The 20,054-nt window shown below is 62.7% G+C and carries 19 protein-coding genes and 1 tRNA gene; 9 read left to right on the forward strand and 11 right to left on the reverse strand.

Annotated elements, in window-relative coordinates; genetic code table 11:
- The coding region (locus F4Z81_12420; GenBank protein MXW05852.1) for an MFS transporter at positions 1–1,210 on the forward strand (1,210 nt) is incomplete at its 5' end.
- A gap of 81 nt (positions 1,211–1,291) precedes the next feature.
- On the opposite strand, the gene F4Z81_12425 is transcribed toward F4Z81_12420, so the two are convergent.
- Entirely contained in the window at positions 1,292–2,056 is a 765-nt protein-coding gene (locus tag F4Z81_12425) for a glucose 1-dehydrogenase (protein ID MXW05853.1), read from the reverse strand.
- 174 nt (positions 2,057–2,230) lie between these two features.
- On the opposite strand from F4Z81_12425, the gene F4Z81_12430 reads away from it, so the two are divergent.
- The 5 genes from F4Z81_12430 (at position 2,231) to F4Z81_12450 (ending at position 6,915) form a co-directional block, all read left to right on the forward strand.
- A complete protein-coding gene (locus tag F4Z81_12430) occupies positions 2,231–2,776 on the forward strand; it encodes a DUF4416 family protein (GenBank protein MXW05854.1) in 546 nt (181 codons plus the stop codon).
- 221 nt (positions 2,777–2,997) lie between these two features.
- On the forward strand, positions 2,998–3,666 hold the full coding sequence (locus tag F4Z81_12435; protein ID MXW05855.1) for a bifunctional nuclease family protein: 669 nt from the start codon (positions 2,998–3,000) through the stop codon (positions 3,664–3,666).
- 9 nt (positions 3,667–3,675) lie between these two features.
- A complete protein-coding gene (locus F4Z81_12440) occupies positions 3,676–4,494 on the forward strand; it encodes a QueT transporter family protein (GenBank protein ID MXW05856.1) in 819 nt (272 codons plus the stop codon).
- Between the two features lie 89 nt (positions 4,495–4,583).
- Positions 4,584–5,870 carry an enolase gene (locus tag F4Z81_12445; protein ID MXW05857.1) on the forward strand — a complete coding sequence of 429 codons (1,287 nt, stop codon included), beginning with the start codon at positions 4,584–4,586 and terminating at the stop codon, positions 5,868–5,870.
- 73 nt (positions 5,871–5,943) lie between these two features.
- Positions 5,944–6,915 (forward strand): TIM barrel protein, encoded by a 972-nt coding sequence (locus tag F4Z81_12450; GenBank protein MXW05858.1) that lies wholly within the window; start codon positions 5,944–5,946, stop codon positions 6,913–6,915.
- A gap of 610 nt (positions 6,916–7,525) precedes the next feature.
- On the opposite strand, the gene F4Z81_12455 is transcribed toward F4Z81_12450, so the two are convergent.
- From F4Z81_12455 to smpB, 4 genes are read right to left on the reverse strand one after another with little or no spacing between them, the layout of a single operon-like run.
- Positions 7,526–7,996 carry a cupin domain-containing protein gene (locus F4Z81_12455; protein ID MXW05859.1) on the reverse strand — a complete coding sequence of 157 codons (471 nt, stop codon included), beginning with the start codon at positions 7,994–7,996 and terminating at the stop codon, positions 7,526–7,528.
- Complete coding sequence (locus F4Z81_12460) at positions 7,989–8,936, reverse strand: hypothetical protein (protein ID MXW05860.1); 948 nt, start codon at positions 8,934–8,936, stop codon at positions 7,989–7,991. The genes F4Z81_12455 and F4Z81_12460 overlap by 8 nt, the downstream gene beginning before the upstream one ends.
- Positions 8,933–9,490 (reverse strand): hypothetical protein, encoded by a 558-nt coding sequence (locus F4Z81_12465; GenBank protein ID MXW05861.1) that lies wholly within the window; start codon positions 9,488–9,490, stop codon positions 8,933–8,935. Before F4Z81_12465 ends, F4Z81_12460 begins: the two co-directional genes overlap by 4 nt.
- Positions 9,487–9,984 carry an SsrA-binding protein SmpB gene (gene smpB / locus F4Z81_12470; GenBank protein MXW05862.1) on the reverse strand — a complete coding sequence of 166 codons (498 nt, stop codon included), beginning with the start codon at positions 9,982–9,984 and terminating at the stop codon, positions 9,487–9,489. The genes F4Z81_12465 and smpB overlap by 4 nt, the downstream gene beginning before the upstream one ends.
- A 111-nt stretch (positions 9,985–10,095) precedes the next feature.
- Between smpB and F4Z81_12475 the strand changes: the two genes are divergently transcribed.
- A tRNA-Leu gene (locus tag F4Z81_12475) sits at positions 10,096–10,179 on the forward strand.
- 65 nt (positions 10,180–10,244) lie between these two features.
- Here the strand turns inward: F4Z81_12475 and F4Z81_12480 are convergent.
- A complete protein-coding gene (locus F4Z81_12480; protein ID MXW05863.1) occupies positions 10,245–10,685 on the reverse strand; it encodes a hypothetical protein in 441 nt (146 codons plus the stop codon).
- 70 nt (positions 10,686–10,755) lie between these two features.
- Between F4Z81_12480 and F4Z81_12485 the strand changes: the two genes are divergently transcribed.
- A complete protein-coding gene (locus tag F4Z81_12485; GenBank protein ID MXW05864.1) occupies positions 10,756–11,793 on the forward strand; it encodes a sodium:calcium antiporter in 1,038 nt (345 codons plus the stop codon).
- Here the strand turns inward: F4Z81_12485 and F4Z81_12490 are convergent.
- A complete protein-coding gene (locus F4Z81_12490) occupies positions 11,790–12,125 on the reverse strand; it encodes an inorganic pyrophosphatase (protein ID MXW05865.1) in 336 nt (111 codons plus the stop codon). The two genes, F4Z81_12485 and F4Z81_12490, sit on opposite strands and share 4 nt — an antisense overlap.
- A 136-nt stretch (positions 12,126–12,261) precedes the next feature.
- On the opposite strand from F4Z81_12490, the gene F4Z81_12495 reads away from it, so the two are divergent.
- Complete coding sequence (locus tag F4Z81_12495) at positions 12,262–13,458, forward strand: MFS transporter (GenBank protein MXW05866.1); 1,197 nt, start codon at positions 12,262–12,264, stop codon at positions 13,456–13,458.
- On the opposite strand, the gene F4Z81_12500 is transcribed toward F4Z81_12495, so the two are convergent.
- The 4 genes from F4Z81_12500 to F4Z81_12515 form a co-directional block, all read right to left on the reverse strand.
- The gene (locus F4Z81_12500; GenBank protein MXW05867.1) at positions 13,424–14,272 is read right to left on the reverse strand and encodes an alpha/beta hydrolase; all 849 of its coding nucleotides are present in this window, start codon (positions 14,270–14,272) and stop codon (positions 13,424–13,426) included. The genes F4Z81_12495 and F4Z81_12500 overlap by 35 nt on opposite strands.
- Before the next feature lie 30 nt (positions 14,273–14,302).
- Positions 14,303–15,484 carry an efflux RND transporter periplasmic adaptor subunit gene (locus tag F4Z81_12505; GenBank protein MXW05868.1) on the reverse strand — a complete coding sequence of 394 codons (1,182 nt, stop codon included), beginning with the start codon at positions 15,482–15,484 and terminating at the stop codon, positions 14,303–14,305.
- A 13-nt stretch (positions 15,485–15,497) separates the two neighbouring features.
- A complete protein-coding gene (locus F4Z81_12510) occupies positions 15,498–17,864 on the reverse strand; it encodes an FtsX-like permease family protein (GenBank protein ID MXW05869.1) in 2,367 nt (788 codons plus the stop codon).
- A gap of 71 nt (positions 17,865–17,935) precedes the next feature.
- Complete coding sequence (locus F4Z81_12515; protein ID MXW05870.1) at positions 17,936–18,655, reverse strand: ABC transporter ATP-binding protein; 720 nt, start codon at positions 18,653–18,655, stop codon at positions 17,936–17,938.
- Positions 18,656–20,054 lie beyond the last annotated feature (1,399 nt).

The raw sequence follows: 20,054 nt of genomic DNA on the forward strand, positions 1-20,054 counted from the left end.
GCTTTCCTGGATCAGATCCGCCGACCGTCAACTCCTCCTCTTCGTGCTTGGCGCGGTCAGCATGGGTCTTTCGATGGGGCTGGGCGAAATCAGCTTCAACAACTTCCTCAGCGACACCTACCACATGGACGCGATGAGCCGCGGCGAACTCGAGTTTCCCCGCGAGCTGCCCGGCTTCCTCGTCGCCGCCTTCGCCGGCATCCTCTTCTTCTGGTCGGAACTGAAGATGGCCGCCCTCTCCATGGCGCTGATGGCCGTGGGGTTCCTGGGGCTTGGCATCTACGGCGATCTGTACGGACTGATGCTCGTTTCCATGATCATCTGGAGCATCGGCATGCACCTGCAGATGCCCGTGACCCGGACGATCGCCCTCCGGCTGGCCCGCGAAGGACGGGGCGCCACCATGCTGGGGCGCCTGAGCGGCATCCAGACCGGCGCCGCCATCCTGGGCAGCATACTGCTCTGGATGGGACTGGGCGACACCTCATTCGGCTACCTGCCCGTTTTCGCCCTGGCCGCGCTGGTGGCTTTGGGGGGTGTCTACTGCTATCTGGCGATGCGCCCCATCGAGGGGCACACGGGCAACCGCCCCACCTTCGTCATGCGGAAGCGCTACACCCTGTTCTACCTGCTGAACATCCTCTTCGGCGCGCGGAAGCAGATTTTCATCACCTTCGGTCCCTGGGTGCTGATCAGCATCTTCGACAAACCGGTATCCACCATCGCCTCGCTTCACCTGGTCGCATCCGTCATCGGCATGTTCTTCGCGCCGCAACTGGGCAAGCTGATCGACCGGTTCGGGGAGCGCCTGGTGCTGATGATTGACGCGGTGCTGCTTATCGGCGTCTGCGTGGGTTACGGGTTCGCCGCGGAAATGGGCTTGGGTGCGTGGGCGATCGATCTCATCTATGCCAGTTTCGTGCTCGACCTGGTCCTGTTCAACGTCAGTATCGCGCGAACCACCTACGCCAGTAAAATCGTCGTCAAAAAGGACGACCTCACCGCGACCCTGTCCCTGGGCGTCACCATCGACCACGCGGTATCCATGTCCATTCCCACCCTGGGCGGGCTGGTGTGGGTCATCTACGGCTACCAGCACGTCTTCATCGGTGCGGCGGTCGTCGCCGTCCTGACCCTGGTGGCCACCGGTTTCATCACGGTGCCCCGTCCGGGTACGGGCCGGGTGAGCCAGGCAGAGGCCGCCGGGTGACTGCCGCGGTCTGTGGTAGGACCGACGTCGGATCGAGGTGATTGCCCAATCAAGGCGAGCGTGCCGGCGATCACCCGCCGGCTAGCCGCCGGCCATCCAGCCGCCGTCCACCACGATCAATTGTCCCGTGAGGAAATCCGAGGCCGGAGAGGCCAGGAACACGGCAGTGCCGGCGATATCTTCCGGTTCGCCCCAGCGTCCGGCCGGCACGCGGTTCAGGATGTAGGTTCCCCGTTCGCTTTGTTCGACGGGCCGGGTCAGCGGTGTCCGGATGTATCCCGGGCAGATGGAATTGATGTTGATGTTGTACGGGGCCCAGTCGATGGCGAGCTGGTAGGTCATGGAAGCGATACCGCCCTTTGCGGCGGTGTAGGCGGGGATATGGGGAATGCCCGTGATGGCGGCCAGCGAGGCGATCTGGATGATCTTTCCGTATTTGCGCTCGATCATGTGCCGGGCCGCAAGCTGTGTGAGGAAGAAGGTGCCCTTCAGGTTGGTGTCCACGACCCGGTCCCAGTCCTCCTCGCGGTAGTCCTCCGGCGGAGTGCGCACGTTCACTCCCGCGTTGTTGACCAGGATATCAATCTGCTTCCAGGTTTCCAGGGTCGTTGCCACCAGGGATTCCCGTCCGTCCCGGTCCGAGACATCCGTTTCCACGACCAGCGCTTCGCCGCCGAACCCCCTGATGGTCTCCTCCGTCCCCTCGAGCCTGGAGCGGGTCCGGCCCGCAAGGACGACCCGGGCGCCCGATTCGGCCATGGCCGTCGCGATCCCCTGGCCGATACCCGTTCCCGCGCCGGTTACGATGGCGACCCTGTCTTTGAGTGAAAACCGTTCGAGATTCATTTATGCTCCTGTGAGACTGCCGTACTGCCGGTCTGCCGGTCTGCCCCGTTTAGCGTTGACAACGTCCACCCTGAACCGGTATCTGTTTCCTGTCGGACGAAGGGCGAATGAATATACAGCCCGGCACACTTCGTCGCAATGAGACAAACGCGTTAACCGGAAAGCGACTCGACCTTGGGTACTCCCGCAAAACCCGATCCCGTGAAGCTGGTATGCGCCGTCATGGGACAGGACGAATCGAAGCTGGCGGAGGGCCGCGAGCTCCTGGCCGGTCGGTTCGGCGCGGTGGAGCTGGCCGGTCCGGCATTCGACTTTTCCTTCTCATCCTACTATGAGCGGGAAATGGGGGCCGGACTGGTCAAGCAGTTCCTCGGATTCGGGCCGCTCGTGAACCCGGAGGACCTCGCGGAAATCAAGTGCGCGAGCAACGACCTCGAAGCCGGCCTGGCCCGGTCCGACGGCATGCCCGGACGGGGGTTGAACATCGATCCGGGATACGTCAACGGCGGCCAGCTCGTCCTGGCGACCACCAAGAACTACAGCCATCGCATCTATATTGGGAAGGGCATATTCGCCGAGGTGACGCTGGTGTACACCCGGGGCGAGTTCACCCCGTTGCCCTGGACCTATCGGGACTACCGGACCGAATCGGCGCTCGCCTTCTTCACCCGCGTGCGCGGCGCTTTTCTCGACCAGCGGGGAGGTTCGAAGAGCGGATAACCGGAAACGCCCGGCAGCCGAAAATCACATCCGCCGGTTCATTTTGTCTTGACCTGTTTTGAGCGCCCGGTTTATTATACCCGTATACCAAACTTCCACTACGATGGCGGTCGTATCTACAGGCGGACTGTCCCCTTTCAGTCGGCGCATTCCCGTCATCTCGCATGTGGTCGCCCGCGACTAAACCAGGCTGATCCCGGTCCGGTAGAAAGACTGCATACATGATTCGTCTCAAGGTATATGATGTGGGGCCTCCCTATCCCCTGCACGCCACGCCCGTACTCTGGCTGGCCGACGAGCAGGAAGAGCAGGTGCTGATTCTGCTGATCGGCATCGCGGAAGCCTTCGCCATCAAGAGCCAGATCGACGCCGGCGAAGAAGCGCCGCCACGGCCCATGACGCACGATCTGTTGAATTCAGTCTTCGATCATTTCGAAGCCGAGATCGAGTTCGTGCTCATCTCCGAGCTGCGCGAGCAGCAGTTCTACATCGCGGAAATACACGTGAAGGCCAACGGACAGTCCATGACCATCGACTCGAGACCCACGGACGCCATCGCCCTCGCCCTTCGTGCCGATGCCCCGATCTACGTGGAAGAGGAAGTCATGCGTGCGGCCGGCAAGCGCATGCCCAAGAGCAAGGACGAAAACGGCGAGGACGCACTCGCCGCGTCCATCGAGGAGCTGGAAGCCGAAGCGGGTGAAGAAGGCAAGGTTCCCGCGGCGCAGGTGGCCGCCGAGGAGTTGATGGAATCTGTGGAGTTCAAGCGTCAGCCACGCACCCCCCTGGAAACGGCGCGGCAGAAATTACAGGCAGCCATCGATGAGGAGCGGTACGAGGATGCCGCCCGTCTGCGCGACGAGATCAACCGCCTGGAACAAAGCGCCTGAAGGGGTAGCGTGCGAGAAGCCATCACGATGTGGAAGTATACCAGGATGGTCGTCCTGGTGGCCCTGACGGCAGCCATGTATGCCGCCGTTCTCATTCCCTTCAAGCTCCTTCCCATCATTCCCGGAATTACCGAACTCAGGCCGGCCAACGTTTTCCCGGTCATCTGTTCCCTCATGTTCGGACCCGCCGGTGCGTGGGGCGCCGCCTTCGGCAACCTGATCGGCGACCTGATGGGCGGCACATACGGGTTGGGCAGCTACTTCGGCATGGTCGGCAACTTCCTGCTCGGCTACATTCCCTACCGGTTATGGCGCATGCTTACCAGCAAAGAACCCGGTGCGTGGTCCCCGGCCATGCTGGCCCGGTACCTCTACGTTACGCTGCTGGCCAGCATCGCCTGCGGCGTAACGGTCGGCTGGGGGCTGGACATCCTGGGGCTCGTGCCCTTCCACGTGCTGGGGCCCCTGATTTCTATCAACAACTTCGTCACCGCGGCCATCCTGGGTCCGCTGCTTTTGCCCGTACTCTATAAACGGGTGAAACAGTGGGGCCTGCTCTATCACGACGTCATGGACTCCGCCGATCTCTCCAGGGGGCGGTTGCCCCATTTGGCCCACGTGGTCATGGTCCTGGCCCTCTTCGGCAGCCTGTACGCCGGGGTGTCCATCTCGCTGGGCCTGAACGAGGAAGCGGCCCGGACGATCCCGCTGCTGTTCGGCCTTGAAATCACCGCACCGGAAAGCCTGCTCATGCCGGCGGGCGCCAGTGTGGGCATGGGCCTGCTGCCTCTTATGGTCCTGCTCGTGATCGCCTGCTTGCTGATCTGATTGCTGACCGGGCGCTGCCGGGGCCGGAGCCGTCGGCACCGGGCGCTGCGAAACGAATTAAACCTGCCGCGACGGGAGGACAGCTACGCATGAAGGTAGTCGAAGTAGAACGCATCGTGGTGGACGTGCCGTTCACCGAACGCCAGGCCCGCATTACCGAGCGCGAGGTCTTCAACTGGTCGATCCTTGAGCTTTGCCGGGTGACGACGGATAACGGACTGGCCGGCTGGGGGGAAACGGTCATTCACTATACCTGGGCGCGGGTCACCGACGACGCCGTGAACCGGGTCATTGGGAAGAGCCCGGCCGACGTGATGAACGACGATACCCTCGGTGCCGGACTGCAGATGGCCCTCTTCGACGTGGTGGGAAAAGCGCTGGGGGTGCCCTGCTACAAGCTGCTCGGGAACAAGGTGCGGGACTGGTCGCCCATTTCCTGGTGGTCCATCGACGCCTCGCCCGCGGACTGGCTGGCCGAGGCCCGCGACGCGGTGGCCCTGGGTTATACCAGCTTCAAGATCAAGCAGAGGCCCTGGTGGGACATCTTCGCCCAGGTGGACGCCGTCGCCACGGGCATCCCCGGTTCCTTCAAGCTGGACCTCGACGCCAATGCCACGATGCAGAACGCGGCCGCGGCCATGCCCGTCATGCAGAAACTGGCCCAGCACGACAACGTGGCCATGTTCGAGTCCCCCGTCCCGCAGACCGACATCCTGGGCAACCGCCAGCTGAGGCAGGTCATTCCCCGGCCCATCGCCATGCACTTCGGTTCACCGCCTTACATGACGGCCGTCCGAGAAGAGGTCTGCGACGGATTCGTCATCTGCGCCGGGAAGTCCGAGGTGATGCGGCAAGGCCAGTTGAGCGCCGAGGCCAACATGCCCTTCTGGCTGCAGCTCGTGGGCAACGGGCTCACCACGACCTGGGCCGCCCATCTCGGTGCGGTGCTGACCCACGCCACCTGGCCGGCCATTACGTGCATCAACCTCTACAGCCATCACCTGCTGACGCAACCCATCGAAGTCGTGGGCGGCTTTCACCGGGTTCCCGAGGAACCGGGCCTGGGCGTGACCGTGGACGAGGAAGCCGTGGAACGGTGGAGAATCCCCGACGATACGGTGCAGGCATTGAAGGAAAAGGGCGAACGGTACGACAAGCCCAAACCGCGGATCATCAATTCCGTGGTCTATCCCGACGGTACCCACATTCATATCGCGCCTATGAACCGGGCATACGGCTATTTCATCCAGGGCAACGGACCGGCCCACGCGGACGGGGTCTGTCTCGAGATCCTGCGCGACGACGGTTCGAAGGAATGGCAGGATCTCTACGACCGGGCCCTCGAACATCCGGTGCGCAGCCGGGGCGAGGCCTGACGCAGCATGTGCCCAATGAGTTGATATCCGGTGCGCAGCGCAGCCGGGACGAATCTACAGGAGACGGAATTCCATGATCAAGATCGCGGAGATTCTCAGCACGGGCCGCAACACGCTATGGGACCAGGTAAAACAGATCGGCGTTGATCACGTGGTCACCAGCATGCCGCCCGCGCTGGGCACCGAAAAGGGCTGGGAATACATGCCCATGCTGCGGATGAAGAACAACTTCAACGACGCCGGCTTCGATGTGGCCGTCATCGAAAGCACGCCGCCGATGCACCGCATCAAGCTGGGGGTGGAAGGCCGGGAAGAAGAGCTGGACAATGTCTGCACCTTCATCGAGAGCATGGGCCGCGTCGGCATCAAGACCTGGTGCTACAACTGGATGGCCATCCTGAACTGGACCCGCACGTCTTCCACGGTGCCCTCACGGGGCGGCGCCGTTGTCACCGGCTACGACCACGCCATGATGAAGAACGCACCGTTGACCGAAGCGGGCGAAGTATCCGAAGACCAGCTATGGGAGACGCTGCACGAGTTTCTCGAGCGGGTCACGCCCGTCGCGGAACAGTACGGCGTGGAAATGGCCATGCATCCCGACGATCCGCCGCTTTCGCCGCTGCGGGGCATCGGGCGTATCATGCGGTCGGTGGACAACTTTCAGAAGCTCCTGGACCTGGTGCCGAGCCCCATGAACGGGGTCACCTTCTGCCAGGGGAACTTCGCCCTCATGACCGACGACCAGCCCGCGGCCATCCGCCACTTCGGCGCACAGCGCAAGATCTTCTTCGTCCATTTCCGGGATGTGCGCGGGGACGTGGAGAACTACGTGGAGACCTTCCACGACGACGGTCCGACCGACATGATGGAGTGCCTGCACGCGTACCGCGATATCGGGTTCGAAGGCGTGCTGCGCCCGGACCACGTGCCGACCCTGGCCGGAGAGGACAACGACCATCCGGGGTACTCGGCCCTTTGCCGATTGTACGCGGTCGGATATATCAGGGGGTTGAGAGAGGCGGTCTACCGTGAGGCAGGGTAATCGTCCGTCGCATATGCAGCGTGCCTTCTCGAGTATCCACGATCTCAAAACCCGCGGACGTGAATAACCGAGCCGGCCCCATCCAGACTTCGCCGGGGTCGAGATGGTCCGTTAGACTTTGCCTGCGTGGAAAACCTTCGACTTCCTCTACGCCTTTGGCTTCGAGATCTGCCAACGTCAGCGCCATCGCTCGATGCATGAAGCCATGACCTCGAAATCTCTCTGATATTCCAAAGCAAACAAACGCGTATATGGATTCGACAGGTTTCAGCTTAAAGGTGGCGCAGAGCTTTGGCCATGCCGTCCGAGGACCTACGCGACACCATGCGATAGGCCGGTCTTTGTAGTAGAATACCCGACCGTGGTATGAACCAGCCCCCCACAGTTCCTTGCGTAGACACTGATTCTCTACTTCGCTGCGATCCTGCCATCCATCCCAGCTCGGGGTTTCCCAGGCCACACACCAACACCAGCCGTGCGGCGGCGTAACCTGCAGTGTTGCAAAATCCTCTACTGTGTCTGGCCCTAAACTCCGGCCGCGCAGTAAGGCGGTGTTCATACGATGTATCTACAATGGGGATGGTTGACAGTGGTGGCAGGCCAGGCGCGATCAGCTGTCAGGCTCTGGGTGGATCGAATCGACCCAGTATACGTTCTCCGGCTTCTCCACCGGTTCGATGTCCAGGTTGACCACGACCGGATCCATGCCGCTTCGACACAGCACGCATTCCAGGGGTTCGTCGGTCCGGGCGTTGATCTCCTGGTGGGGCACGAAGGGCGGCACATAGATGAAGTCGCCCGGACCCGCTTCCGCCACGAATTCCAGGCGCTCGCCCCAGCGCATCCTCGCCCGTCCCTTCACCACGTAGATCACGCTTTCCAGTTCGCCGTGATGGTGCGCTCCGGTCTTCGCGTTCGGGTGGATGGTCACCGTGCCCGCCCAGATCTTGTTCGCCCCGGTCCGGGCGTGGTTTATCGCGGCGGCCCGCGACATGCCCGGCGTCTGCGGCGTGTTTGAATCGAGGCGGTCGCCGGGGATGACCTTCACCCCGTCATCGCGCCATTTCGGATCGTCATTCATCCAGGCCCAGCTCCGCGCGCAGTTTCACGTCCACCACACTGTTCTTCGTCCAGTAGTCCAGCATGATCCGCTTGTTGCGCACCGCCGTCGTGACGAGTTCCTTCGTCGTTCCGTCCGCCGCGATCTCGACCTCCTCCCAGGATTCGATCTCGTGGGGGAAGTCCTGCTTGAACCGAATGGTCAGGGTCCGGTTGAGATCCGGGTAGTAGACCAGATTGTAGACCATGATATCGGGCTCCCGGGCATCGGGCATCAGGATGGCGGTGGCGTTGACGGTCCGCCAGGCCGTATGGTCCAGCCGCTGGTACAGCGTACCCGGAATCATGGACACCTCGCCGGTCGGCAGGGCGTCCGGATTCAGGCGAATGGTCGTCCAGATCTCGTCCTCGGGAATGGCGTTTTCGAGTTCCGCGACCCGATCGCCTTCGCTTTCGAAATAGGAGTACTGGTGCACGCGGTACCGGTCGTCCAGCAGGTTCAGCTGGACGAAGGCGTGGCCGCACCATTCCTGCACGGACGTCGTGATCTTCAGGGTCTTCGGATGGAGGTCTCGGTACACCGGGGTGAAAGCCGAAGTCATGACCGTGTAGGGATACACCCCCGTATTAAACTCGCGCAGGGCGTTCAGTTTGAGGACCTTGACGGCGTCGTCCCCGGCCTCCTCGGGCCGGTCCAATTTGACCTGTTTCCGGGCCGAAAAATCCTCCGTTACGAATATGAGCACCGCGTCTCCGGCGTGGAGTTCGCCATACCGGGCCTGCTTGAGCGTATAGCTCGTGATCTCCGCCTTGCCCTGGTACCAGTAGTCGCCGAACGTGACCGGCGCGTCCCGGTCGGCGTCGGTGCCGTCCCCGACCAGTCCGCATCCACCGGTCAGCCCGATAAACACGCACAACGCGGCCATCAAGCCAACCAGCAGTCTCAACAGGTTTCGTTTCATGGTATCACCTCGCTTTCCCCTGGGATTTCGGGAGAGTAGGCGAAGGGGCGCGATCCCAGCATCCGAATGCCGTAGATGGCCATGGAGACCAGTCCCCAGGTGAGCCCCACGACCACGCCCGCGTCGACGATGCCGCGCCAGGGCTGGGGCAGGTACCGGATCAGGAAGATCAGGATCACGATCCCGATGGTCAGCGCCAGGATGTTTTTCCGGCGGCCCGGGTTTATGTGTATGTAGCCGGCGAGGAACAACGGCGCCAGCGCGATCAGCACGGGACGCGGGTGATGGTAGAGATACCAGGCCCGGGCGACGACCCGTGGAGAAAAGTTACGCTGAAAACCCTGGTACCCCTCCGAGTGGGCCATGAACACCACCACAGCGGCCAGTGCCACCCAGTGGTACCAGTAGAACGGAAAATGGTTGATTGCATCGATCGAGACGGAGAAAAGCCTGACAATGGCGTAAAGCAGGACCGCGCAGATAAAGGAAAGGCCCCAGGCCAGACCGATGATGGATAACAGTCTACCTGGTGTCTCCCGCGTACGCTCCGTCATGGACGCCCCTTCAACGTACGTTCCATGTCCCGCTGGGCGTCCCGTTCCATGATGGTCCGTCTGCGATCGTAGTCCCTCTTGCCCTTGGCCAGGGCGATCTCCACCTTGGCCCGTCCCCGTTTGAAATAGACTCTAGTGGGGATCAGGGTGAGTCCTTTCTCCACGACCCGGCCGATCAACTTGCGGATTTCCGAGCGATGCAGAAGCAGCTTGCGCCGGCGGTTCGGTTCGTGGTTGAAGGAGCTCCCCTGCTCGTAACGCGAGACGTGGACGTTATACAGGTAGATCTCGCCGTTATCGACCGCGGCGTAGCTGTCGGTCAGGTTGATCTTACCCGCCCGCAGCGACTTTACTTCCGTGCCGGTCAGGACGATCCCCGCCTCCCAGGTCTCCAGGAAATGGTAGTCGTGGCGCGCCTTCCGGTTGGTCACGATGACCTTGATGTTATCGGCCCCGTTGGGCTCGGCGATGTGACGATCTGATGCGCTGGCCATATCTGCCTCGAATCGGCATAGTTAATCCGGTTTCCGCTGCCCGCCCTGCTTGACAATCGGCGGCTACCGGAATATATTACGTGTGCGGTTTTATGACAAATGGTATGTGATGCCGAAGTGGTGGAACTGGTAGACACGCTGTGTTCAGGGCGCAGTGGGCTTTCGCCCGTGAGAGTTCGAATCTCTCCTTCGGCATTCAGGTCGGTGGACCCGCATGATTCATGTGGGTTTTTTGTTGGGATGCGGTTATGGTGACGCGATTATGGTGACGCGGATCCCGGCTGCCTCCTGTCGCGAATCCAGTGGGCGTAGCGTTTCGGATCGATCAGGATTACGTCGACAGGCTCGACCGGTTCACTGGACGCCCACTGCCACGGATCGACCGGTTCGAAAGATTTTGACGGTAGGACATATACGTAACCGGGGCGGTTAAGATCGATCGTACCGACATCGAGGTCGATGCGAGGCTCAATGTCGTCGTTCAGATCCTCAGGGTTTTCTACCCCGAGATCCATGCCGAAACTGCAGCCACCATCACCGATCGGCCGGATGGGCAGCGAAAAGGCGATGGCGATGTTCTTCAGGTGGGTGGCATAAACCGCGGTCAATTGATCCCCGTCCGGTCCCACGCCTCCCGCGGACCTGGGTTCCAGCCGAGCGGTTTTATCCTGGCTGCCGTGGTAGAGTACGGGTGGTTTCATTACGATATTCCTCCCACAGCATAGACTTCGGTGGGATTTGTAGCGACGCTACTTTGGTTCCCGGATCCTTATGGAACAATGGATTGAACATCTACTGGTCGGATTGCCGAGTTTAGGGCTTTTGCTGGTCATTGCCGTAATGCTCTGTACACTCGGCAAGGGCGCGGATTGGCTTGTTGATGAAGCGGTCATCCTGTCGAGCCGATGGGGCTTGAGCAAAGCGGTCATCGGCGCGACCGTCGTCAGCATCGGCACAACGACCCCCGAGGCGGCGGTCTCCGTACTCTCGGCGCAACAAGGGGAACCGGGACTTGCGCTCGGAAACGCGGTCGGATCGATTATCTGCGATACCGGGCTGATCCTCGGATTGGCAGCCCTGATTGCCCCGCTCCCATTTGACCGTGCGCTGGCCTCGCGGTTATCCAACGTGCAGGTGGGGGCCGGTATCCTCATGGTAGCCGTTTGCCTGCCGTGGTCCTCGCCGGCGAGTGCGTTCAGCGATGGAGGCGTCCTGCCTCAACTGGCCGGTGTCGTCTTCGTTATTCTTCTCGCGCTGTATATCTGGCAGTCCATCCGATGGGCCAGTTCGACACCTTCAGAAACCGAGAACTCAGATGCAACGAATAGCGGGGAAGCCGGCACATTCGGAACGCTCCTCAAACTCATCGGTGCGATAGCGATAATCGTTCTCTCCGCCCAGATCCTGATCCCGGCCGTGAGTATCATGGCGGAACGCATCGGCGTACCGAAACACATCATCTCGGCGACGCTTGTCGCCTTCGGCACGTCGCTACCGGAGCTGGTCACGGCCATCGCGGCGGTGCGACGCAATCACGGTGAGCTGGTCATCGGAAACATCATCGGCGCAGATATCCTGAACGTGCTTTTCGTTGCCGGGGTATCCGCCTCCGTTACGCCAGGCGGTCTGCAGGCGGATGGACAGTTCTTCCAGTTCCTGTTCCCCGCTATGCTGTTTGTGCTCATCGTTTTCCGATGCGGAATCCACCTGTCAGTCGGTTCTCTGAAACGTCCCCTGGGCGTCGTGCTGGTCTCCGCATGGCTCCTAGTGACGATCCTGAGTTACGCGCTTTCCATTGAAATGCATTAGGGGTGCCCTCCTCGCGATATGGAGGACTCGAAACAACGCTCCTGGAACTCCGTAAGACCCCGGATTTGCTCATTGGTGTAGTGTTCGCCATCGGGAACCACCACGAGCTTATCGTCTGCATCATTCGATCTCCGGATCACCGCGATGCATCGGCCTCTGAAACAATTAACCGGTCTGTCCACGCCCAACAGGTAGGCATCCAGTTCTTCGCCGTCCAACCCCGATACACCTGGAACAAATCCGTAATTTACCGGGTAGATAAGATCATGTTCGGGATGTCGGGAACCCATCGGACGATCGATTTGGATATCGACGATTTTGCCGATGAACATCCCGGGATCCTTGTTCTGAGTACGCGTGGTCTGGTGTCTGTCCGTCATAGTCGGCTTTTTAGACAAGTGGAATCTTGACGACACGGTAACCACCTGGATTCATCTTAATCCCATCTTCGAAACGGGTCAATGACCGATGCGACCGAGTACTTTCGCAGACATAAGCATCCTGCTGGCGCTCTGGTTCATGATGTTCGCCGCGAGCAGCCAGACGATCATCATGACGCCGATTTTGCCCATCGTGGAGGCGCAGTTCGACGTACCCCGGGAATACCTGGGCGCGCTGGTCTCGGCCTACGCGGTCATGCTTGGGTTGTGCGCACTTGTCACCGGTCCGCTGTCGGACGCGATGGGCCGGAGACGTATCCTCATGATCGGCACCGGGGCCATGTGCGTGACCCTTTTCCTGCACAGTTTCGTTACGGACTTTTCCTCACTGTTGCTGATCCGGTCATTGTCCGGCATGGCCGCCGGTATCCTCAGCGGTGTCGCGCCGGCCTATATCGGGGATCATTTTCCGCCGGAGCGGCGGGGCTGGGCCAACGGCGTGGTCATGACGGCCGTCGCCGTGGGACAGATCGTGGGCATTCCGGGTGGAACGATCCTGGCGGACCGATTCGGCTTCGCCGCGCCTTTCGTTTGTTTCGCGGCGCCCATGGTGCTTTCCTTCGTCCTGGTCTGCACCCTGGCCCGGCAGCCGGCCGTGGCCCGGGCACGCCTGTCGTCGATCGGAATGGTGGTCAGCCGCTATGTGTCCATGTTCACGACGCCGGCGACCGCGGCGGCCATCGGCGCCTATAGCGTGATGTTCTCGGGGATCGCCTTCTACGTGATCTACCTGGTCGTGTGGATCAAGGAGACCTTCGGGGTGACCAGCGACGAGGTCGCGTCCCTGTTCGTGATCGCCGGAATTGCCAGCGTCATCGTGGGACCCTGGGCCGGACGCCTCTCGGACCGGATTGGCCGGAAAGTCCTGGTCGTGGGCGGCTGCCTGGGACTCTTCCTCCTCATGACCCTGACGACGGCCATCATGACGGATTTCTGGATCGCCTATCCGCTCTTTTTCGCCATCATGGTCCTCGTGTCGGCCCGCATGGGCCCCTTCCAGGCGCTGCTGTCCGAGATCGTTCCGGCGCAGCGGCGCGGTTCACTGATGAGCCTGAGTATCGCGACCGGCCAGCTGGCCATGGGACTGTGCAGCGCGGCCGCGGGCGTCGTCTATACCGAAGTCGGTTATGTATTCAGTTCTGTAATCGGAGGCACGGGCATGCTTGCCATGGGGTTCATCATATGGCGGTTCATCCCCGAGACTCGGCATGCAGTCCGCCGATGAACTCGGCGACGACGGCGTTGAACCGATCGGGCTCCTCGTAGAACAGCGCGTGGCCGCTGTCTTCGAAGATTTCCATGCGCGCGCCCGGGATGTGCTCGTACATGTACCTGCAGCCCGGGTATGCGCCGCTCCTGCCGCCCGTGGTGATCAAGACCGGTAGATTGATGGAAGGCAGCATGGGACGCCAGTCCTGCACCTGGTAGTCGGGTCCGAGGGTGACCCCCTGGGCAGGCGTATTCTCCCTGCTCTCCTCCAGCAGTCTGTCCAGTTCGTCATCCGGTACATCGAAGGAGACGAACATGTCCCGAAGTTGACGGCGCTTGCGCTCCGTCTCGTCCTCGGACGGGGATTCGGCATCCGGTTCGGGTTCCGGCGGATCAGATGCGGTATCGGCATCGTGTTCGGGCGGATCAGACGGGCCGTGGACTTCGATGCTGGGCACTTCGTCCACCAGCACCACCCCTTTGAGCCGGTAATGTCGGAAGAGTTCGATGTAGGAAAGGACGGTCCGGGCGCCGATGGACCAGCCCACGAGGGTTACTTCATCGAGATCGAGCGTCTCGATGATCTGGCGCACGTCCATGGCGTACCGGGCCGTGCGATGTCCCCACGGGGTCTTGTCCGACCGGCCGTTGCCCCGGGTATCGGCGGCAATGACCTGGAATCGCTGGCTCAGGACCGGAACCTGCTTGCGCCACCAACCCATGCTCAACCCGCCGCCGTGGATCAGGAAGACGGGTTTACCGGATCCTGTGTCTTCATAGTAGAGACGAACGCCGTCGTTGGCCTTGACGAAACCGGTGCGTTTCTCCATCTCCGATTCCCGTGATTCCTCTCCACGGCGTCAGTCTGTGCGGGTTTCGACACCGACCCCGTCCGCGATTCGGGGGTTGGGATGAAGGATGACGGGGTCGCCGGCCGCAAGGCCTTCGAGGATTTCGGCCTCGATCCCGTTTCGCTGTCCCACCGACACTGCCCGCGACCTGGCCACGTCTTCTTCGACGACGAAGACCCCCCAGCTTTCGCCTATTCTGAACAAGGCGCTGGACGGAATCTTGAGCACGTCCTCATTCTCCCAGACGACGATCCGTCCCGTGACGCGATAACCATCGCCCAGTTCCGCCGGCGTCTCGTCCAGGTCCACGATGACGTTGACCCGCTGTTCGTCCACACCCAGCGCGGATACGCGCGTGAACGCGGCCGGCTCGACGCGGCTTACCTTGCCGGACAGCGGATCGGGTCCGCCCCACTCTTCGATCCACACCGTTTGACCGACGTCGACCTTCACGGCATCGGTGGACAGCACGTCGATCGTTACCTCCATGTCTCCCGGATCACCCACTTCCATCAGGGGCGTGCCCGCGGCGACGACCCGCTCGCTTTCTTCGAACAGGCGCAGCACCCGGCCGCCTACCGGCGCCGCGACGGAGAGCACGGCCCTGGCATCGCCGCGCTCCTCCCTGAGGGCCAGGAGCGCCGCCTGGGCGACCTCGTGCTCGGAGACGGCCGCCCGGTGGCGGAAGAGGGAGGATTCCAGGGTCCGTTCGGCGACGGTTGCCGCGTGCACGGCGCGCTCCAGGCGCTCCCGCGAAATGCTGCCGCTCGAGGCGAGTTGTTCCGCCCTGTCCCGGCCGCGGGCCGCTTCTTCCTGTTCTACCCGTGCGCGGGCGACGTTCGCCTCGGCCTCGCGGACCAGTGCTTCAGCCGTCTCGATCCGGGCGAGGGCCTCCGCGGACTCGCGGGAACCGAGGGGCGAAGGCGTGATGCGCGCCAGTTCATCGCCCTGTCCGACCCGGTCCCCTTCATTCAACGCCGGGCGCGCCAGCCGGCCGGACGCCGGGGCCGTAATCAGGTAACGCTGCCTTACGCGGGTCCTGCCTTCCTCGCTGATCGTCACCCGCAGGGGACCTATTTCTGCGGTGGCCGCGTCGACCAGGACCGGCGCCGGCATGAAGGCGCGGACGAGGAGGACCAGGACGGCGACGAGGACCACGCCGGAGATAATGTGCTTGCGACGTATTTTCATGACGGTCTCACGGTTATTCCTGGGTCTTGAGCACGCCGACCAGATCCAGGTAGCGCAGTTTCCGGTGGACGAGGTACGCGGACGCCACGGCCGCCGCGGTTACGACCAGGAATGCGAACGCGTAGGTCTTTCCGGTGATGACCAGCGGCATCCGGAAGAGTTCCTGGGCGGTGGCGTCCACGGCAAGATAACATAATGCCCATCCGATCAGAAATCCAATGGGTATCGATAAAAGGGTGATGATGGCCTGCTCGCCCAGGAGGACGACCGAGATCTCCCGCTCGGTGAACCCGAGCACCCGCAGGCTGGCCATTTCGCGGTTTCGTTCCGCCAGGGCGATGCGGGCGCCGTTGTAAACCATGCCACAGGCGATGACGCACGCGAAGATGGTCAGCGTGAACGTGGTGGCGTTCGTGCTTTCGGCGATGGTATCTTCAAAGCCCTTGATCACGGCCTCGCGGACGGCAACGCCCGCCACGGCCGGCGTCTCTTTCAACGTGCTGTACAACTCGGCCGCCCGAAGCGGGTCCACGGAGAGATACGCGCCGGAGATCGTCCGGCCCTCGCCCAGGAACCGGTTCAGTGCGCGGCTATCCATGTACGCGGTGGTGCCGATCAACTCGTCTACGATCAGGGCTACCGGCAGCCTGCCCTTCATGCGCGATCCTTCCTGGACTTCGACGGTGAGCACATCGTCCTCCCGAACCGACAGGAGATCCGCCAGTGTCTTGTTCAGCACGATGCCCTCCGGCGGCAGGGATTGTACCCGGCCTTCCCGGTCGATCAGCTGCCGCAGCTCTCCGGCAGGATCGAGTCCCGTAATGGCGGTCTGCTTCGCAACATGACCGGCGCGAAGCTCGACGGGCACGGCGCGGTACGGCTCGGAGCGGACGACACCGGGCAGATGGGCCAGCTCGTACCGGGCGCGCGCGGGACGGGGACCCGCGAAGACGACCGCCGCGTCATCGCGCTGTACCGTACGGAACTGGTAGTCGATCATGTATTCGATGGAGTCGAAGGTAAAACGTCCCATGACCAGGATCGCCACCGACATGGCGATGCCGAAGGCGGACAGCATCGTTCGGGCCGGCCTCCGTTCCATGTTGCGGAAGATCATCCGCCAGACCGGCGAGAGCATCCGGTGCACGCCCATGCGTTCCATCGCGAGCGGTCTGAAGTGGGGTGGAGATTCCGGCCGCATCGCTTCCGCGGGAGGCAGGGCCATGGCTGCGCGAAGGGCGTGCAGGGTACCCAGCAATGCGGCGGAAACGCTGATCACCGCGGACAGGGTGATGACGTCGACGTGCAACTCGTAGACCAGATCGGGGAAACGGTAGTAGGCCTGGTACATGCCGGTGAGCGGCCGGCCGATCCAGAATCCGCCCACGATGCCGAGGAGGGTCCCGCCGGATACGGCCAGGAAGGCGAATTTCAGATAGTGCCATCCGATCGACAGGTTACGGTAGCCGAAGGCCTTCATGATGGCGATCTGGTCCCGCTGGGCCCGCACCATGCGGGAGAACACGATGTGCAGCAGAATCGCCGCGATCCCGAGGAAGATGGCCGGCGTAACGTTGCTGGATACGCTCAGGCCCAGGATTTCATCGGAAAGGAACTTGTGTGAGATCTGGCTGTCCCGGCCGTAGGCGCCCGCGCTCCCGTAGGGTTCGAGAATGAGATCCATGCGGTCGATCACGTCCCGCTCGCGCGCCTCCGGAGACAGGGCGACCGACAGATCGTTGAACCCGCCCTCCATGTCGAAGGCGGCGCCGAGGGCGTCCCGGCTCATCCAGATCACGCCGAAGCGCAGGTTGTCGGGGAAGATGGAACCGGATCCCTGCACTTCGTAGACGTACTCCGGCGACAGGCCGATGCCCACGACGCGCAGGGCCTTCCTCCGTCCGTTTATGACCGCCCCGATCCAGTCGTCCGGAACCAGTCCGTTGGCCAATGCGAAGGCTTCGCTGATGATCACCTCTTCGGGCCGGCCGATCGCAGGGTAGCGGCCTTGCTGGATCGCAAGGTCGTTGAGCACGGGCCGGCGTATCTCGGGTATGGAGACCAGCCGGCCGGTGGCGGGTTCCTCCAGCCCGGGCACGTCCAGGTTCACGTCCATCACAATCCGGGTGCGGACGCCGGAGACGCCCGGGATCCGGGCGATGCGCTCCTCGACCGGCGCCGGCGCCCGCTTGATGCCGGCGAACACGTCGGCGAAACGGTAGCTGGTGTAGTAGGATTCCTGTGACTCCAGCAGCGCGATGTAGGTGTGGCGCGAGGAGACGTAGACCATGATCCCGCAGGCCATCACCAGCGTGATGGCGATGACCTGGCCGCGCATGCGCGCCAGTTCGCGGAACACCTTGCGGTTCAGGATGGACATGGCAGCTACACTCCGCGGAATGATACGGCTCGCATCGGGCAGCGCAGGCCGGGCCCGGCGGGCCAGACAGCCTACCAGCTCAATTCGTCCGGGCGTTTCTTCGCCTTATTGGCGTAAACTTCGACGATCTCGCCGCTGCGCAGGCGGATGACCCGGTCGGCCATGTCCGCGATCGCCGCGTTGTGGGTGATGACCGCGGTCGTGGTGCCCAGCGTGCTGTTGACCTTCTCGATCACTTCCAGCACCCGTTTGCCGGTCGCGTAGTCCAGGGCGCCCGTAGGCTCGTCGCACAGAAGCACTTCCGGGCGTTTCGCAATGGCCCGGGCGATGGCCACGCGCTGCTGCTCTCCGCCCGACATCTGGGCCGGGAAATGGTGCATGCGCGGTTCGAGTTCCACCAGGCGAAGGGCTTCCTCCGCCGGCATGGGCCCGTCGGCGATTTCGGTGACCAGTTCCACGTTCTCCAGCGCCGTGAGGCTGGGGATCAGGTTGTAGAACTGGAAGACGAAACCCACGGACTTCCGTCGGAAATCCGTCCGCTCACGCTCGTCCGCCCCGGTCAATTCCCGTTCGCGATAGTAGACCTGGCCGTCCGTGGGCACATCGAGCCCGCCCAGGATGTTGAGCAGCGTCGACTTGCCGCTTCCCGACGCCCCCAGGAAAACGGCCAGCTCACCGGCATACAGGTCCAGGTCGACCCCCCGGAGGGCGGATACGTCCACCTCGCCCATGCGGTAGACCTTGGAAATGCGCCGGGCCCGGAATACCGGACTCGCCTGTTCGACGGTCATGCCGGAATCTCCTTGTCCCCTGTCCTGGCTTTACCGGTCCCACGGAAACCGGGCTGACGGCTGGTTGACGTAGCGTTGCAAGCCCAGTATCAGGCGCGCGCCGCATCCGGGCGCCAGGCGTACGGTGAAATAGGAATCGTCGACGGTAACCTTTCGGCCGTCGCACTCGACCGTGTCCACCCGGTGCTCCCCGTAGGCGCCGCCCTGGACAATCACCGTGCGTGCTTCGACCGGATTGGCGTTCACCAGGTGCACGTCGAGCCCATCGGCGTCTATCCGGTCGACCAGGACGGCCACGTCTTCCGGCACTCCGGGCCGGCCCCGATCGGGATCGAAGTACCAGAGACGGCAGTGCAGCGGACGGGCGTAGGCCGGCCTCGGTCCCCCGGTCATGAGGTTCACGAGGGTCTCGATCCGTGCAGGGTTGAAGGGATTGGGGTTGTCCGACAGGCGCGTATCCGGCGTAGACTTATCGTTGCGGATCTTCTCCACCTGCCCCCGCAGATCCTCGAAATCCTGCTTCAACGCGTCCACGGGAAAACCGGGGTTCGAACCGTCCAGGTATTCCAGCCAGGGTTGCTCGCCGGTAAGCGCGCGGTCGTCCGGATTCATGGACCAGTCGTACACCTCGACCGCGCCCCGGTCATAGGGTTCGGGCGCGTAGTCGTACCAGCCGTCGTCGCCGTGCATGTGGGGATACATGGTGACGCCGTCCACGGTCTTCTGGTTGGCGTTGACCGATTCGAGGACGGTGCGCCAGACATCCACGTACTTCCGGTCGCCGGTGAGCAGCAGGGCGTTCCCGAACCCGTCCACCGCGTGAGCGACGGCGTTCAGGGTGAAATTGTCCAACCTGCCGTGGCGATGGGCGAAGACCTTGTGGTTCCAGCCGTAGACGCCGCCCCACCACCTGCCTTCGCAGGCGCCGCCGATGACGCCGTCCAGCCCCACGTTCGAGGGGATCACGCCCCCGTTGGCATAGGTGCGTTCCACCCAAGCGTCCGCGTATTCGAGGATCCAGTCCCGGTATTTCGTTTCGCCGGTGAGCGCATAGGCGTTGAAGGCCAGGCCCGTGCTCGTCAGGTTCAGCGGATGGTCGCCGGCCACGTCGTTGTAGGTCTCGAACCGCTCGCACATCTCCGCGTAGTCCCGCTGGCCGTGGAGCAGGTCGAACCGGCCGTCCTCCAGCGGGTCGCCGACCCAGTCCAGGGCCGTGGTCTTCCGCAGCATCGGTCCCCGGCTGCCGTTGAACATGCTCCGGATCAACCGGCGCTCCGGGTCGTAGTTCTTCGCCTGGGGATCCTCGTCCATGTAGAAACCGGCGAACTTCCTCGCCCGGCGGATGTGGTTTTCTTCGTCCGGATCGCAGTTGCCCAGCAGGTTGAACACCACCAGGCCC

Source organism: Gemmatimonadota bacterium (assembly GCA_009835325.1).
Classification (GTDB): domain Bacteria; phylum JAAXHH01; class JAAXHH01; order JAAXHH01; family JAAXHH01; genus JAAXHH01.